Annotated in this window: 21 protein-coding genes; all 21 read left to right on the top strand. The window is 55.6% G+C overall.

The window, feature by feature from the left end; translation table 11 throughout:
- Positions 1–236: 236 nt before the first annotated feature.
- Positions 237–467, top strand: coding sequence for a hypothetical protein (locus ACTQY1_RS09605; protein ID WP_022487554.1), 231 nt, complete (start codon positions 237–239; stop codon positions 465–467).
- A gap of 66 nt (positions 468–533) precedes the next feature.
- On the top strand, positions 534–776 hold the full coding sequence (locus tag ACTQY1_RS09610; protein WP_279128334.1) for a hypothetical protein: 243 nt from the start codon (positions 534–536) through the stop codon (positions 774–776).
- 181 nt (positions 777–957) lie between these two features.
- Positions 958–1,164, top strand: a complete 207-nt coding sequence (locus ACTQY1_RS09615; RefSeq protein ID WP_441368622.1) for a hypothetical protein — start codon at positions 958–960, stop codon at positions 1,162–1,164.
- A complete protein-coding gene (locus ACTQY1_RS09620; protein ID WP_279128333.1) occupies positions 1,148–1,351 on the top strand; it encodes a CPCC family cysteine-rich protein in 204 nt (67 codons plus the stop codon). The genes ACTQY1_RS09615 and ACTQY1_RS09620 overlap by 17 nt, the downstream gene beginning before the upstream one ends.
- 148 nt (positions 1,352–1,499) lie before the next feature.
- Positions 1,500–1,796, top strand: coding sequence for a hypothetical protein (locus tag ACTQY1_RS09625; RefSeq protein ID WP_441368623.1), 297 nt, complete (start codon positions 1,500–1,502; stop codon positions 1,794–1,796).
- The gene (locus ACTQY1_RS09630; RefSeq protein WP_022487553.1) at positions 1,793–2,140 is read left to right on the top strand and encodes a phage protein F; all 348 of its coding nucleotides are present in this window, start codon (positions 1,793–1,795) and stop codon (positions 2,138–2,140) included. Before ACTQY1_RS09625 ends, ACTQY1_RS09630 begins: the two co-directional genes overlap by 4 nt.
- Before the next feature lie 2 nt (positions 2,141–2,142).
- On the top strand, positions 2,143–2,532 hold the full coding sequence (locus ACTQY1_RS09635; RefSeq protein ID WP_288174582.1) for a hypothetical protein: 390 nt from the start codon (positions 2,143–2,145) through the stop codon (positions 2,530–2,532).
- Positions 2,529–2,765 carry a hypothetical protein gene (locus ACTQY1_RS09640; RefSeq protein WP_288174581.1) on the top strand — a complete coding sequence of 79 codons (237 nt, stop codon included), beginning with the start codon at positions 2,529–2,531 and terminating at the stop codon, positions 2,763–2,765. The genes ACTQY1_RS09635 and ACTQY1_RS09640 overlap by 4 nt, the downstream gene beginning before the upstream one ends.
- Positions 2,766–2,860: 95 nt before the next feature.
- Positions 2,861–3,076, top strand: a complete 216-nt coding sequence (locus ACTQY1_RS09645; protein WP_288174580.1) for a hypothetical protein — start codon at positions 2,861–2,863, stop codon at positions 3,074–3,076.
- A gap of 428 nt (positions 3,077–3,504) precedes the next feature.
- A complete protein-coding gene (locus tag ACTQY1_RS09650) occupies positions 3,505–3,654 on the top strand; it encodes a hypothetical protein (RefSeq protein WP_441368624.1) in 150 nt (49 codons plus the stop codon).
- Between the two features lie 259 nt (positions 3,655–3,913).
- Entirely contained in the window at positions 3,914–4,186 is a 273-nt protein-coding gene (locus tag ACTQY1_RS09655) for a DUF1294 domain-containing protein (protein ID WP_441368625.1), read from the top strand.
- An 83-nt stretch (positions 4,187–4,269) separates the two neighbouring features.
- Positions 4,270–4,704, top strand: a complete 435-nt coding sequence (locus ACTQY1_RS09660; RefSeq protein WP_022487610.1) for a CtsR family transcriptional regulator — start codon at positions 4,270–4,272, stop codon at positions 4,702–4,704.
- A complete protein-coding gene (gene radA, locus ACTQY1_RS09665) occupies positions 4,705–6,078 on the top strand; it encodes a DNA repair protein RadA (protein WP_441368626.1) in 1,374 nt (457 codons plus the stop codon).
- 140 nt (positions 6,079–6,218) lie between these two features.
- Positions 6,219–8,846, top strand: a complete 2,628-nt coding sequence (alaS, locus tag ACTQY1_RS09670; RefSeq protein ID WP_308664527.1) for an alanine--tRNA ligase — start codon at positions 6,219–6,221, stop codon at positions 8,844–8,846.
- Positions 8,847–8,892: 46 nt separating this feature from the next.
- Positions 8,893–9,423 carry a TetR/AcrR family transcriptional regulator C-terminal domain-containing protein gene (locus ACTQY1_RS09675; protein ID WP_441368627.1) on the top strand — a complete coding sequence of 177 codons (531 nt, stop codon included), beginning with the start codon at positions 8,893–8,895 and terminating at the stop codon, positions 9,421–9,423.
- 56 nt (positions 9,424–9,479) lie between these two features.
- Complete coding sequence (locus tag ACTQY1_RS09680) at positions 9,480–9,740, top strand: IreB family regulatory phosphoprotein (protein ID WP_022487614.1); 261 nt, start codon at positions 9,480–9,482, stop codon at positions 9,738–9,740.
- Positions 9,740–10,159, top strand: coding sequence for a Holliday junction resolvase RuvX (ruvX, locus tag ACTQY1_RS09685; RefSeq protein ID WP_022487615.1), 420 nt, complete (start codon positions 9,740–9,742; stop codon positions 10,157–10,159). Before ACTQY1_RS09680 ends, ruvX begins: the two co-directional genes overlap by 1 nt.
- A gap of 2 nt (positions 10,160–10,161) precedes the next feature.
- Entirely contained in the window at positions 10,162–10,476 is a 315-nt protein-coding gene (locus ACTQY1_RS09690) for a DUF1292 domain-containing protein (protein ID WP_022487616.1), read from the top strand.
- A 15-nt stretch (positions 10,477–10,491) separates the two neighbouring features.
- Entirely contained in the window at positions 10,492–11,520 is a 1,029-nt protein-coding gene (gene mltG, locus ACTQY1_RS09695; RefSeq protein ID WP_288311034.1) for an endolytic transglycosylase MltG, read from the top strand.
- The gene (locus ACTQY1_RS09700) at positions 11,517–12,737 is read left to right on the top strand and encodes a peptidase U32 family protein (protein ID WP_441368628.1); all 1,221 of its coding nucleotides are present in this window, start codon (positions 11,517–11,519) and stop codon (positions 12,735–12,737) included. Before mltG ends, ACTQY1_RS09700 begins: the two co-directional genes overlap by 4 nt.
- Before the next feature lie 113 nt (positions 12,738–12,850).
- Positions 12,851–13,900: a M24 family metallopeptidase gene (locus ACTQY1_RS09705; protein WP_441368629.1), complete on the top strand. Its 1,050-nt coding sequence runs from the start codon at positions 12,851–12,853 to the stop codon at positions 13,898–13,900.
- Positions 13,901–13,917: the final 17 nt, after the last annotated feature.

Below are 13,917 nucleotides of genomic sequence, written 5' to 3' on the forward strand. Positions count from 1 at the left end.
CTTCCGTCTGCAAACTCGGGAAAAAAGCCCCTGCCAAAGTAGTGGCGGTCACCGACCGGGACGTGGTGGCACAGGTGAAAAAGGAAAAGTGAAGAGTGCAGCGTGAAGTGCGGGACGGTAGAACGGGCCGTATGGACGGTACTCTACAGAATCTCCGGCCTGGCGGGCAAGTCCCTGGTCTCATAGGGACGGTGAACTGGCGGAGGATATCGCTTTTATAGGGAGAAGAAATTGAAATGAACGGATATAAGCTGCCGAAGCCTACGGTCATCGAACAAAAAATGATAGAGTCCCTTGAACGCATATCCAAAGATGAAAAATTTCTGTTTGGAATCTGTGCAACCCTGGAAACAGATGAGCTGCGCCAGGAAATGCGTGATGCCATTGAAGACGGCGATGTCCAGACAGAAGAAGACGCCATCTATTATGCTCTTCAACTGGATAATGAAGGAGCTTCCCATGGATAAACAGCTGGATCATTAGCATGCCGGCTGCTGTCCAAACTGCCTGTGCTACAGGAGGGTTAAAATCAAATGACTGATTGGAACCAAAGGATGCCTCAGCCAAAGGGACTGGAAAAGAAGATGGTAGATAAGCTGCGTACAGTATGGAATAACGATGAATTCATATTTGGAAATAGACTGGTCATAAAAACAGACGATGAGCGTAGGGAAGTCATAGAAGCTATCGAATCTGGAAAGATTACCACTCCTTCTGATATGATTCTATATGCGAACCAAATTTGTGAAGACAGGGGAGATGATCCCCTTGGATAACGGAATGATCGAGAGTGTAAAATATTTTGTGTAAATGCATAAGCTTCTTGCTCAAAATCTATTTATACCTCATACTGAAAGGGACCAAAGGCAAAGGAGTGGAATACTATGGCAAAGCGTACTCTTACCCCCGATTGCAGAGTTTGGCAATATTACCAGAGAAGAGTATATTAAAAGAGGGATGGAGCTTGTCCAATCTGGGACTGGAAATGGCATTTTGGGGCATGTCGACAAAAACAATATTTTAACAAGGCACGATGTGGAGAAAAATGAGTTTGCCAAAGGACGTCCAGATCGTGGAATATATACGTATTTTAGACCGGTAAAGGAGCTAGAGTATTATAAAGAAATGAAGAAAGGGGATTTGGAACATGGAGGAAAAAAATAACTACCACAAGTGTCTTTGTTGTGGAAAAGGGATTGTGGAAGGCAACCAACTCTATGATATTTGCAGTATTTGTGGTTGGGAAGATGACCCAGTACAGGCAGGAAATCCTGAATTTTCTGGAGGCGCCAATAAAATGTCCCTGGATGAAGCCCGTAAGGCTTGGAAAGAAAGGAAGCAAATTTACTGATGGATAACATCCGAATCATTTACCGTATCCTATTGATGCAGATGGCCATGAGAATGGCCAAGGGTATCAAAGATTGCGTACCTGGAATTTAATATAACCGCCTTCGTGGAAACGTCGGCGGTTTTTTCATGTCTGAAAGTGAGCAACCATGAAAAAGAACCGTTCTCTCTGGGAGCCCAAACGCCGCATTGAGGCAGCGTTCCGGCGCCGGCTGCTGGCCATTGCCAGGACCATCGTGCGGAAAGTGAAAGAAACGAATGACCCGGACGAAATCCAGCGGATCCTGCTCCAGATCACCCGGACAAAAGAATATCAGAAGCTGTGCCAGTCCGCTGCCATGAAGATGGTGATGGGCCTCCGACATCGCGGAAGAGATCCAAAAAATGTTCCCAGAGAAAACGACGGCCAGGGCCGAACTGATCCGCCCGGACCCAGACCTCCATGACAAGCACCAGCCTGACCTGGCAGCGGTCCAATCGACTGGGGGCCCATTGGTATATCTGGCGGGCCGTCGGAGATGCCAGGACCCGGCACAGCCACGAAAAGATTGAAGGGGTCCTGGTGAACTGGAACCATCCACCAGCGCCGGAGGATCTATTCCCGATTCCCAACGCAGACGGGAAGCCCCGCCGGAACACCCTGGGCCATTACCATGCGGGCTGCTGCCCCAACTGCCGGTGCTACCCGGAGCCGGTTATCGACCTGGATCAGGTGACCTTCCCGGCCAGGATTTACATGGGGAACAGGATTCAGACCATACGGGAAAAAGAATTTGAGAGGATGATGTGACGATGGAGAATAAAGGCCGAATCCTGCTGAAACTAAAGACCATGATGCTGCGGGTAGCCACCATGGACAAATTTAATAAAGCAGCGCATCCACGTGGGGGAGACCCAGAAATTAGGGGAAGATTTTCTAAATCACCAGGTATTGAAAACAAGTTGATAGACAAGCAAAAAAATGATAACCTAAAAAGGGATAGACATGTAAAACGGCAACATACCACAATACGCCTATCTCCAAAAGAGTATGCTGAAGTAGTCAGTGTCCTTAACACAAACCTTACGAAAGAAGAACGAAAGAAAAAATGGTTGCAGAAAGCTGTGGAAAATTATTGCTATACTTTTAAAAATATAGGATTTAATCAGTATGAATTCATTAGAAAGGAAAAAATAAAATGAATGAGCATACATTACCAGAGCCAACGCCAACTGAAAGAAAGATGATGGATGTTCTTAGCAAGATATGGAACCATGATGATTTTATATTTGGAATCAGAGTGACGTTGAAAACGGATGAACTTCGTCAAGAAATGGCTGATGCCATTAAGGATGGAGATATTGTAACCAGTGATGATGCTATTCTATATGCGGTACAGCTTGCTGAGGAAGATATCCATTATCGTCGATTATGATAGGATTTGTTTCGTATCAGATAGAAATTTGAATAAAAGCACCAGCCGTCCCTAGCGGGGCGGCATTTTTATACCCGAAAACAGGAGGGAACAGGATGAAAACAAAAGATGCACTGGCGATCGGAATCAAGCTGGGCAGGCTGCAGCGGACCCTGGACGCATGGGAAGAAAGCAAGCACCCGAGAGCGAACAATGGGCAGTTTTCACATTCGGCCGGAGGTGGGCCGTCTTCCCTAAATACCATTGCTTACGCTGCAACAGGAGAAATCCGGCCCTGTCCACGATGTGGCAGCTGGAGACATTTTGATTGAGGAAACGGGAAATGAGACCTGTGGTGGAAACCCGCTGGGCGGGTTTCCATAAACGTATGAAACCGCAGGCCGGGACGGGCGGGCCTGCGGCACGCCCCTACCACGTTAGGGTCAGATGGTGATTGTTCAATCGGGTGGACGGGATCTGCGGTTGTCCGTGCAAGAGGTCCGGCCAGCGGCCGGTCTGCCTGGGACAACAACCGGAGAACACCGTTGTTGCATCGGTCCTTCGACAGCAACGGCGTAGGGGCTGCCCGCAGGGAAGCCCGTCCCGGCCTCCCGGCAGGGTTCGGTCTGTGGGGGCGTCCTGGGCATGGGACAGCATTTCTTCCACTATACTGCAGGTAATTTCATCGTAGGAAAAGAAGAGAAAGAGTCAATGTTTCCTTTGTATGCTACAATAGAAAGAAACAAGGAGGGCGGCCACGATGAAATGTCTGGGAAAAACCACGGCCCTGGCAGCCCTGTGCCTGCTGCTGGTCCTTCTGGCAGGGTGCAGGGTGGACCAGAGGCAGCGGGACGGAAAGACCGGGGCGTCGCCGGTAAGGATCAGGGAGCTTACAGTCACTAGTCTCTAGTCTCTAGCCGAATGAAATCATCTGCCAAGGGCAGATGATCCTGAATAGAAACGCAGCGGGGCTGCTAACCCACCACCATTGCGCAAGCGCAACGGTCCCCCGCCCTTGAAAAGGGCGGATATATAAAGGTGGATGCACTGCCGGAGAACACCGTTGTTCCCTGCCGTAGGGGCTACCCGCAGGGGAGCCCGTCCCGGCCTCCCGGCAGGGCCGGTCTGCTTTCTTTCTTAAACGATGAACCATAAAGGAGCTCAATATCATGTCTTTCCAACTTACCCCGCTTACAGCGGGACTTCTTTTGATCAATGTTATTACTTTTGCCGTGTACGGCTATGACAAATTCTGTGCCAAACGGGGGGCCTGGCGGGTGCCGGAAATCCGGCTGCTGGGGCTGGCGGCCCTGGGGGGCAGTGTGGGGGCTCTTTTGGCCATGTTCCTGTTCCGGCACAAGACGAAGCATCTGAAATTCACCATCGGGGTGCCGGTGATCCTGGGACTGCAGGTTTTAGTGGGGGCCAGGGTGTTGGGGTGAAACAATTCCCTCTTGCCAAACGTCAAATTGTCAAATATAATAGAGCATGGGAGAACCTGTCTGTCCCGTAGGAGGTAATCATCATGCGCAATATTGCAGATGCCATAGAGCAATTCATCATCAGCGAGCTGTTCGCCAACGAACAGGACCGGGTGGATGTGAAACGGAGCCAGCTGGCGGAAAAGCTGTCCTGTGCTCCCAGCCAGATCACCTACACCCTGACTACCCGCTTCACCCCGGAACGGGGGTATGAAGTGGAATCCAAACGGGGGAACGGGGGCTTTATCCGGATCATCCGGCTGCCCCGGGAACCCCATGTCCAGCCCCAGCTTCCTGCGGGGAAGGACGTGAAATCCTCCGGCCAGCTGGTCCAGCTGCTGGCGGCCCACAAACTGATCACCGGCCGGGAGGCCCGGCTGCTGGATTATTTCCTCCATGTGCTGGGGGACCATGTAAGCGAAGAAAACAAGGAACAGATCGTGCGGAATGCGTACCAGCTGCTCCAGGAGGAGGAGTAAGTGGCCAAGACACAAACCCATTACGTCTGCCAGAACTGCGGGTATTCCACTCCCAAATGGCTGGGCAAATGCCCGGAATGCGGCCAGTGGGATACCCTGGTGGAAGAAACGGCGGCTCCGGCTCCCAGCCGGCAGCGGCCGTCTTATCTTGCCATTACGGAAGCCCCCACCCCCAAGACCCTGAAACAGGTGGAAAAGGTGAAGGTCCAGCGGATGACCACCGGCATCCATGAGTTCGACCGGGTGCTGGGGGGCGGCATCGTCCCCGGGTCCCTGGTCCTTTTGGGCGGGGCCCCCGGCATCGGCAAAAGCACTATCACCCTGGACGTTTCCATGAAGGCGGCGGCCCGGGGTGCCCGGGTGCTCTATGTATCCGGGGAAGAGAGCGAAGCCCAGACGGCCATGCGGGCAGAGCGGCTGGGACAGGCAACGGATGCTCTGCAGATCATGACGGCCACGGAACTGGGCACCATCCTGGTCCAGGCCAGACAGGTGAAGCCCCGTCTCCTGGTCATCGACTCCATCCAGACCATGTACAACCAGGAACTGGAAAGCGCCGCCGGCAGTGTGGGCCAGGTGCGGGAATGCACCGCCAAGCTGCTGACCTTTGCCAAGGAAACAGGGATCGCGGTGATCATCATCGGCCACGTGACCAAGGAAGGGAACATTGCAGGCCCCCGGCTGCTGGAACACATGGTGGACGTGGTGCTCCAGTTCGAAGGGGACCGGTCCTACACCTACAGGGTGCTCCGGGCTCTGAAGAACCGGTTCGGCTCCACCAGTGAATGCGGGATCTTTTCCATGGAAGAGGAAGGGCTCCGGGAAGTGGCCAACCCTTCCGGACTGTTCCTGGAAGCCAAGGAAGAACCGGTATCCGGGTCGGTGATCACTGCCGCCATGGAAGGGAACCGGCCCATTTTGACGGAAATCCAGGCCCTGGTGTCCCACACCCCCTTCGGGCTGCCCCGGAGGACGGTGGTGGGGGTGGACTTCAACCGGGTGAACATGCTGCTGGCGGTGCTGGAAAAGCGCTGCGGCATGAACTTCGGGGATCAGGATGCCTATGTGTGCGCCGTAGGGGGCATGAAGGTGAAGGAACCAGCGGCGGACCTGGCCATTCTGGGAGCCCTGGTTTCCAGTTACCGGAACCGGCCGGTGCCCATGGGGGTGCTGGCGGTGGGCGAAGTGGGCCTTACCGGGGAACTGCGCCGGGTGGGCCTGGCGGACCGGCGGATCAAAGAAGCGGCCCAGCTGGGATTCCACCGGTTCATCGTCCCCAAAGGAAGTTTCCCACCAGGAAAAGAACCCAAAGAAGTCACCATCATCCAGGCCAGGACTGTGGAAGAGGCCATAGCAGGGATGTACAGGGAATAGGGGCTGCTGATCAGCAGCCCCTTATTTATTTGACAGCCTTCTTCTCTTTTTATATAATTTATGGGATACGAAAGAGAAATTAATTTTCTGGCTGATGGGATTTTTTCCTTTTTGCTGGAGGGAATTTGGGAGAGTTGGTAATGAAATATTTAACTGGTAATGAGATTCGGCAGAAGTATCTTGATTTCTTTAAGGAACGGGGCCATCTGGTACTGCCCAGTGCGTCCCTGATTCCTCATGATGACCCTACGCTGCTTCTGATTGGCGCAGGCATGGCTCCGTTCAAGCCGTATTTTACCGGCAAGGTGAAACCGCCTGCCACCCGGATCACCACCTGCCAGAAATGTGTCCGGACCGGGGATATTGAAAACGTGGGCCGTACGGCCCGGCACCATACTTATTTCGAAATGCTGGGGAACTTCTCCTTTGGGGACTACTTCAAGAAAGAAGTGATCCCCTGGGCCTGGGAATTCCTCACCAAGGTGCTGGAACTGCCGGCGGACAAACTGTGGATCACTGTGTACCCCAAGGACCAGGAAGCCTATGACCTGTGGCACGATGTGTGCGGGGTGCCGGCGGAACGGATCGTGAAGCTGGAAGACAACTGGTGGGAAATCGCCAGCGGCGGTCCCTGCGGCCCGGATTCCGAAATCCATATCGACCTGGGGGAAGAACGGGGCTGCGGCAGTCCTGACTGCGGGCCCGGCTGCGACTGCGGCCGGTTCCTGGAACTGTGGAACCTGGTGTTCACCCAGTACAACAAGGAAGCGGACGGCAGCTACACTCCTCTCCAGCACAAGAACATCGATACGGGCCTGGGCCTGGAACGGGTGGCTTCCGTGCTCCAGGAAAAACCCAGCAACTTTGAAACGGACCTGATTTTCCCCATTATCGAATACGCCTGCAAAGTGTCCGGCAAAACCTACAATGCGGACCCCAAGGATGATATTTCCCTGAAGGTCATCGCCGACCATGCCCGTTCCGTCACCTTCATGATCGGGGACGGGATCCTGCCCTCCAATGAAGGCCGGGGCTACATCCTGCGCCGGGTGCTCCGCCGGGCCATCCGTCACGGCCGTCTCCTGGGCATCCGGAAGGAATTCCTGGTGGGGGCTGCGGACCTGGTCATCGACATGTACGGGGACCATTACACGGACCTGCGGGAAAAGAAAAGCTACATTGAAAAAGTCATCGCCATGGAAGAAAACTCCTTCCTCCAGACCCTGGAACAGGGCACGGATCTCCTGAACCAGAAGATCGATGCCATGCGGAAAGCCGGCAGCACCGTGCTGAACGGGGAAGACGCCTTCCAACTGTATGACACCTTCGGTTTCCCCTGGGAACTGACCGAAGAAATCCTGGAAGAACAGGGCTTCACCATGGACAAGGAAGGCTTTGAAAAAGCCATGGAAGCCCAGCGGGAAAGAGCCCGTGCCGCCCGGAATGACAAAGAGGGCAAACCGGTGCTCTATGAAACCCGTCATCTGAAACTGGGGAACCTGACGGTGGACGAAGCCAGCAAAAACGGCAAAGTGGCCGCCATCTTCCCCGCTCACGATACCCAGCCCATCCAGAACGCCAAAAGCGGGGATGAACTGGCAGTGATCCTCACCAACACCGCCTTCCATGCAGAAGGGGGCGGCCAGCTGGGAGACACCGGCCGGCTGGTGTCCGACAAGGGCATTTTCAACGTTACTGACACCAAAAAGCTGCCCGATGGGTACACCATCCAGCTGGGCACCCTGGAACAGGGAACCCTGGCAGTAGGGGATGAAGTGGAATTCGAAGTGAACCTGAAACGCCGGGGGGACATTGCCCGGAACCATACGGCCACCCATCTGCTCCATGCAGCCCTGAAACAGGTGCTGGGCAGCCACGTGAACCAGGCCGGCAGCTATGTGGGGCCGGACCGTCTCCGGTTCGACTTCTCCCATTTCTCTCCGCTGACGGAAGAAGAACTGGCCCAGGTGGAAGACATTGTCAACGAAAAGATCCTGGATGCAGTGGATGTGGAAATCTCCCAGCAGGATCTGGAAAAAGCCAAGGAAATGGGCGCCATGGCCCTGTTTGGCGAAAAATACGGCAAGATTGTCCGGGTGGTGAATGTGCCCGGTTACAGCATGGAACTGTGCGGCGGTGTCCATGTGTCCAACACCAGCCACATCGGCCTGTTCAAGATCCTGTCTGAATCCAGCGTTGGCGCCGGGGTGCGGCGGATTGAAGCGGTGACCGGCCGGGGCGCCCTGGCTTACACCCGGGAACTGGAAGATCTGATCGGGGAAGCTTCCGCTGCGGTAAAGGGCCGTCCCAACAACCTGGTGACCCGGATCAATGCCCTCCAGGAAGACCTGCGGGCGGAAAAACACCGGGCTGATGAAATGGAAAAGAAACTGGTGGCTGCCCAGGCTGCCAGCGTAACGGCAGATGCCAAAGAGGTGAAGGGTGTGCCCTTCCTGGCTCAGGAAGTGAAGGTACAGGATGTGGATGCCCTGCGGAAAATGGGGGACACCCTCCGGGATAAGACCGGCGGGGTGGTTGTGCTGGCTGCACCTATGAGCGCCGACAAGGTGAACATCTTGGTGATGGCTTCCAAGGAAGCAGTCCAGAAAGGCATCCATGCCGGGAAGATCGCCAAGGGAGTTGCCCAGGCCATGGGCGGCAACGGCGGCGGCCGGCCGGATATGGCCCAGGCCGGGGGCAAGGATGCCTCCAAGGTCCAGGCAGGACTGGCCAAGGCGCTGGAACTGGTGGAAGGCCAGCTGAACTGAGAAAACCAACCAACAGGAAAGATTGGGTTGACAAGAAGGTGTGGAAATGGATCCAAAGGAAAAACTGGGAAAAGCCCTGTACCATCTGCTGGAGAAGAAACACCTCCACGACATCACAGTGGACGAAATCGTCCGGGATGCGGGGCTGACAAAGGAAGATTTTGAACGCTGCTGCAAGAACAAGAAGGATCTGGCCCACTGGGTGTATCTCCATATCCTGGCCCGTCACAGCCGGGATATCCTGAAAAGCCACTGCTGGTCCGAGGCTCTGTACAAAAAGTTCCTGCTGTACAAGGCCAACCTGAAGTTCCTGCAGAACCTGTACACCAGCTGTGATGTGGAAGACATCCGCCAGACCAACCGGCGGTTTGTCCGGGATGCCTATCACCTGATGCTGAAAAAAGCGGGAGCGGATCTGACGAACCCCCACATCCAGTTCGCCACGGAAATGGTGATCTACGGTGGGGAAGAAATGACCATGCGGTGGATCCTGGAAGGGATGGAAGTCCCCATCGAGGTGATGCTGGTCCTGTTCCAGGAATCCATTCCCCTGATCATCAGTCAGTATTTTTATTGAATAAAGCGGGGGGTGTTGCCGTGCAACAGCCCCTTCTTTACAAAGGAGGGAGAAACATGTCTCGTACTACACAGGAAACCACCATGTTCAAACCGGTTCCGGAAACCAAAAGTGTGGCGGAAACCATCCGGGAGGTGGCAGAGGCCCTGAAGGAAAAAGGGTACAACCCCATCGACCAGCTGGCCGGGTATCTCCTGAGCGGGGATCCGGCTTATGTGACCAGCTACAAGGATGCCCGGCTGAAGATCCGCCATTTTGAACGGTACGAACTGATCGAAGCCCTGCTCCAGGCCTACCTGGAGGAATCAGAACGCTGATGAGGATCATGGGCTTGGATCTGGGCACCCGGACCATCGGGGTGGCCGTCAGCGACGAAACCGGCTTCATCGCCCGGGGGGTGGAGACCATCCGCCGGAAGGGGCTGGAAAACGACCTGAACCGTCTCACGGAACTGGTGGAGGCGGAAGAAGTGGGGCAGTTCGTATTGGGCTACCCCAAGAACATGAACGGGTCCATTGGCGACAGAGCCAGGGCCAGTGAAGAATTCAAAACCATCCTGGAGGAACGCTTCCCGTCCATCCCGGTTGTCCTTTGGGATGAGCGGCTCTCTACGGTAGCAGCGGAAAAAGTCCTGATCGAGGCGGATCTCCAGAGGAAGAAACGGAAGAAAATCATCGACATGATGGCCGCTGTGGTCATCCTGCAGAATTACCTGGACAGCCCGAGGAGGAAATAACAATGGCCAAGAACGACGACGAAAAGCTGCTGGCAACGGAAGACCAGGAAGCGGTGGTGGTGATCACCGACGAAAAAGGCAACGAATCCTATTATCTGGAAGAAATGGTGATCCCCATGGATGGGAAGAACTTCGCCCTTCTGACCCAGATCCCGGAAGAGGACGACACGGACCCGGAGGAAGAGGACAATGTGATCATTGCCCGGGTGGATTTTGATGACAAGGGGGACCCGGTGTACCTGGATCCCACCGATGAAGAATTCGAAGCAGTCCGGAAAGCCTATGAGGAAATCATGGACGAAATGGATGCCCAGTAACCAGGAAGGCCCATTATGCGGAAAAAATTCTTGCCCATCGGGATCGCCCTGGTGCTGGCCCTTCTGTTCGGAGGCTACTGGTACCTGGACTACTTCAACACCAACACCAGCCTGGCCACCGGTCAGAAGGTCCGGTTCACAGTTACGGAAGGCATGACCACCTCTGACATTGCCACCCTGCTCCACGACAAAAAGCTGATCCAGACTCCGGAATCCTTCCGGCTGGCAGCCCGGGTGAAAGGTCTGGAAAACCATCTCCAGGCCGGCACCTACGAAATCACCGCCGGCATGAGCGACGGGGAGATCATCAACATCCTGTCCAAAGGGAAGGTCCATTCCAACAGCTTTGCGGTGCCGGAAGGGGCCACCATCAACGAAATCGCCCTGAAGCTGGAACGGGAACACCTGACCACCGCCCAGGCCTTCAAGGATGCCTGCCGGAACTATACTCCCTACACCTACATGGAAAGCCGCAATCCGGATGTGGTGTACAAGGCGGAAGGGTTCATCTGCCCGGCCACCTACAACATCCCGGAAAACGCCACCGCCAAGGATATGGTGGCCATGATGGTCCAGGAGTTCAACAAAAAGCTGACCCCGGACCTGCGCAGGGACATCCAGAAAAGCTACCTGCCCCTCCGGGACATTGTGACCCTGGCTTCCATGGTGGAACGGGAAGCCACCCACAAGGAGGAAATGCCTCTTATTGCCGGGGTGTTTGAAAAACGCCTCCAGATGGGGATGCCCATCCAGTCCGACACCACCATCCAGTACATCCTGGGAGCCCAGAAGAAGGAAGTCACCTACGACGACCTGGAGCTGGAATCTCCCTACAACACCTACCTGAACAAGGGCCTGCCTCCGGGACCGGTGGGGAACCCCAGCATGGACGCCATCCGTGCAGTGATCCATCCGGTGATGACCGATTATCTGTACTTTGTGGCGGATAAGGAAGGCTACCATCACTTTACCAAAACCTACGAAGAACATGTGGCCATGATCCAGAAACTGAACCCTGGAGAAGTCATAGGAGAAGCACAGTGAACAAACCTGAACTGCTGGCTCCCGCCGGGAGCCTGGAAAAAGGCCGGATGGCTCTGTTGTACGGAGCCGACGCCATTTATCTGGGAGGCCGGGCCTTCGGGCTCCGGGCCTTTGCCGCCAATTTCTCTCTGGAAGAGATCCGGGAGATCACGGCCTTTGCCCACAGCCTGGGGAAAAAGGTTTATGTGACCGTGAACATTTTCCCTCACAACAGCGACCTGCCGCCCCTGCCGGATTATCTCCGGGATCTGGAGGCCGCAGGGGTGGATGCCCTGCTGGTGTCCGACCTGGGAGTGTGGATGACGGCCCGGAAAGTGGTCCCCGGTCTGGGGCTCCATGTAAGCACCCAGGCCAACGTGACCAACTGGGCCACCGCCAAAGCCTGGGAAGACCTGGGAGCGGAACGGGTGGTGCTGGCCCGGGAACTGTCCTTCCAGGAAATCCGGGAGATCCGGGAAAAGATCACCGCGGACCTGGAAGTGTTCGTCCACGGGGCCATGTGCATTTCCTATTCCGGACGGTGCCTGCTGAGCAACTACTTCACCGGTCGGGACAGCAACCGGGGGGCCTGTGCCCAGGTGTGCCGGTGGGAATTCGGCCTGACGGAAAAGAACCGGCCCGGGGAAGTGTTCCCCATGGCAGAGGATGAACGGGGCACTTACATCATGAATTCCAAGGATCTGTGCCTCATTGACTATCTGCCCCAGCTGATGGAGGCAGGGGTCACCAGCCTGAAGATCGAAGGCCGGATGAAAAGCGTCCATTATGTGGCCACCGTGGTCAGCGCCTACCGGAAAGCCATCGATCTGTGCTGGGAGGATCCGGAACATTTCACCGTGCCGGAAAGTCTCCGACAGGAACTGGAAAAAGTCTCCCACCGGCCCTATACTACCGGGTTCGCCCTTGGGAAGACCGGCCCGGAAGACCAGGTGTACACCACCAGTTCCTATGAACAGAGCGCGGATTTCGTGGCCCTGGTGAAGGATTTCGATCCGGCCAGCGGACGGGTGACCCTGGAACAGCGGAACCATGTGAAGGCCGGGGAAGTGCTGGAAGTGCTGACTCCCGGGGGAGAAATCTTCTCCTGGACCCTGGAGGATATGCAGGACGGGGAGGGAAATCCCCTTACCGCCGCTCCCCATGCCCAGATGGTGTTCACCGCCAAAGGGGATGGACGGATGGCTCCCTTCTCCCTGGTCCGCCGTCTGAAGAAATAAAACAAAACAATTTGTAACAAAGTATATAGAAACCCTTGCTTTTTTTCGGGGTTTAAGAGTACAATAGATTAGTCGAACTGATTTTGTTGGACGAAGCACAAGGAGACGATAGGATGAAGGCACTGGAAAGACTCCGGAGTTTTCTGGAACAGGAAAAAGTGGATGGGATCTTCATCAAGGGAGATTCTTCCATCCGGTATTTCACCGGCTTCACCGGCGGGGACAGCCTGCTGTATGTGGATGCCCACCGGGCGGTGATCATCACCGATTCCCGGTATACCCTCCAGGTGCGCCAGCAGGCTCCGGACTGCGAACTGGTGGAACATCTCCACGGGTTCTGGCCGGAAGCGGCCAAACTGCCCCAGTCGGACAACCTGGCCCTGGACGGGGATTATTTCTCCTATACGGAACAGCGGGCACTGGCAGCGGCCCTGCCCCATGCCACCTGGAAGAATGTGAACCTGGTGGGCATGCGGGCGGTGAAGACCCCGGAAGAGATGGCCCTGATCCGGAAGGCAGTGGCCATTTCCGACGAAGCCTTCCTCCAGCTGCTGCCCCATATCCGGGCTGGCCGGACGGAAAGCAATCTGGCGGCGGAACTGGAATACAACATGCGGAAGCTGGGGTCCACCAAGCCTTCCTTCGAAACCATCTGTGCCTCCGGCAAACGGAGCGCCCTGCCTCACGGGGTGGCTTCTGACAAGGTGGTAGAAGCGGGCGATTTCATCACGTTCGACTTCGGGGCCACCTATGGGGGCTACTGCTCCGACATCACCCGGACGGTGGTGGTGGGGAAGGCTGCTCCCTGGCAGAAGGAAATCTATGATATCGTACTCCGGGCCAACCTGCTGGGAGAAAAGACCCTGAAGGCCGGGCTTACCGGCATCCAGGTGGACGGAGCCGTCCGGGACTTCATCACCGGCAAAGGCTACGGACCCAACTTCGGCCATGGCCTGGGCCACGGCGTGGGCCTGGACATCCACGAAAAACCGGTGTTGAACCGGGCCAATGACCAGCCTCTGCCGGCTGGTGCGGTGGTGACCATCGAACCGGGCGTCTATCTCCCTGATCAGGGCGGTGTCCGGATCGAGGATACGGTACTGGTCACGGAAACGGGCTGCGAACGGCTCACTTCCGTGCCCAAGGAACTGAAGGAACTCTGATTTACCCATATAAACTA

It is taken from the genome of Acidaminococcus sp. HCP3S3_G9_1 (assembly GCF_052122455.1).
Classification (GTDB): Bacteria; Bacillota; Negativicutes; order Acidaminococcales; family Acidaminococcaceae; genus Acidaminococcus.

Bases quoted from the DNA above. Each gene is read 5' to 3' on its own strand.
- ACTQY1_RS09605 (WP_022487554.1), top strand. From the start codon at position 237: ATGAACGGATATAAGCTGCCGAAGCCTACGGTCATCGAACAAAAAATG.
- ACTQY1_RS09610 (WP_279128334.1), top strand. From the start codon at position 534: ATGACTGATTGGAACCAAAGGATGCCTCAGCCAAAGGGACTGGAAAAG.
- ACTQY1_RS09615 (WP_441368622.1), top strand. From the start codon at position 958: ATGGAGCTTGTCCAATCTGGGACTGGAAATGGCATTTTGGGGCATGTC.
- ACTQY1_RS09620 (WP_279128333.1), top strand. From the start codon at position 1,148: ATGGAGGAAAAAAATAACTACCACAAGTGTCTTTGTTGTGGAAAAGGG.
- ACTQY1_RS09625 (WP_441368623.1), top strand. From the start codon at position 1,500: ATGAAAAAGAACCGTTCTCTCTGGGAGCCCAAACGCCGCATTGAGGCA.
- ACTQY1_RS09630 (WP_022487553.1), top strand. From the start codon at position 1,793: ATGACAAGCACCAGCCTGACCTGGCAGCGGTCCAATCGACTGGGGGCC.
- ACTQY1_RS09635 (WP_288174582.1), top strand. From the start codon at position 2,143: ATGGAGAATAAAGGCCGAATCCTGCTGAAACTAAAGACCATGATGCTG.
- ACTQY1_RS09640 (WP_288174581.1), top strand. From the start codon at position 2,529: ATGAATGAGCATACATTACCAGAGCCAACGCCAACTGAAAGAAAGATG.
- ACTQY1_RS09645 (WP_288174580.1), top strand. From the start codon at position 2,861: ATGAAAACAAAAGATGCACTGGCGATCGGAATCAAGCTGGGCAGGCTG.
- ACTQY1_RS09650 (WP_441368624.1), top strand. From the start codon at position 3,505: ATGAAATGTCTGGGAAAAACCACGGCCCTGGCAGCCCTGTGCCTGCTG.
- ACTQY1_RS09655 (WP_441368625.1), top strand. From the start codon at position 3,914: ATGTCTTTCCAACTTACCCCGCTTACAGCGGGACTTCTTTTGATCAAT.
- ACTQY1_RS09660 (WP_022487610.1), top strand. From the start codon at position 4,270: ATGCGCAATATTGCAGATGCCATAGAGCAATTCATCATCAGCGAGCTG.
- alaS (WP_308664527.1), top strand. From the start codon at position 6,219: ATGAAATATTTAACTGGTAATGAGATTCGGCAGAAGTATCTTGATTTC.
- ACTQY1_RS09675 (WP_441368627.1), top strand. From the start codon at position 8,893: ATGGATCCAAAGGAAAAACTGGGAAAAGCCCTGTACCATCTGCTGGAG.
- ACTQY1_RS09680 (WP_022487614.1), top strand. From the start codon at position 9,480: ATGTCTCGTACTACACAGGAAACCACCATGTTCAAACCGGTTCCGGAA.
- ruvX (WP_022487615.1), top strand. From the start codon at position 9,740: ATGAGGATCATGGGCTTGGATCTGGGCACCCGGACCATCGGGGTGGCC.
- ACTQY1_RS09690 (WP_022487616.1), top strand. From the start codon at position 10,162: ATGGCCAAGAACGACGACGAAAAGCTGCTGGCAACGGAAGACCAGGAA.
- mltG (WP_288311034.1), top strand. From the start codon at position 10,492: ATGCGGAAAAAATTCTTGCCCATCGGGATCGCCCTGGTGCTGGCCCTT.
- ACTQY1_RS09705 (WP_441368629.1), top strand. From the start codon at position 12,851: ATGAAGGCACTGGAAAGACTCCGGAGTTTTCTGGAACAGGAAAAAGTG.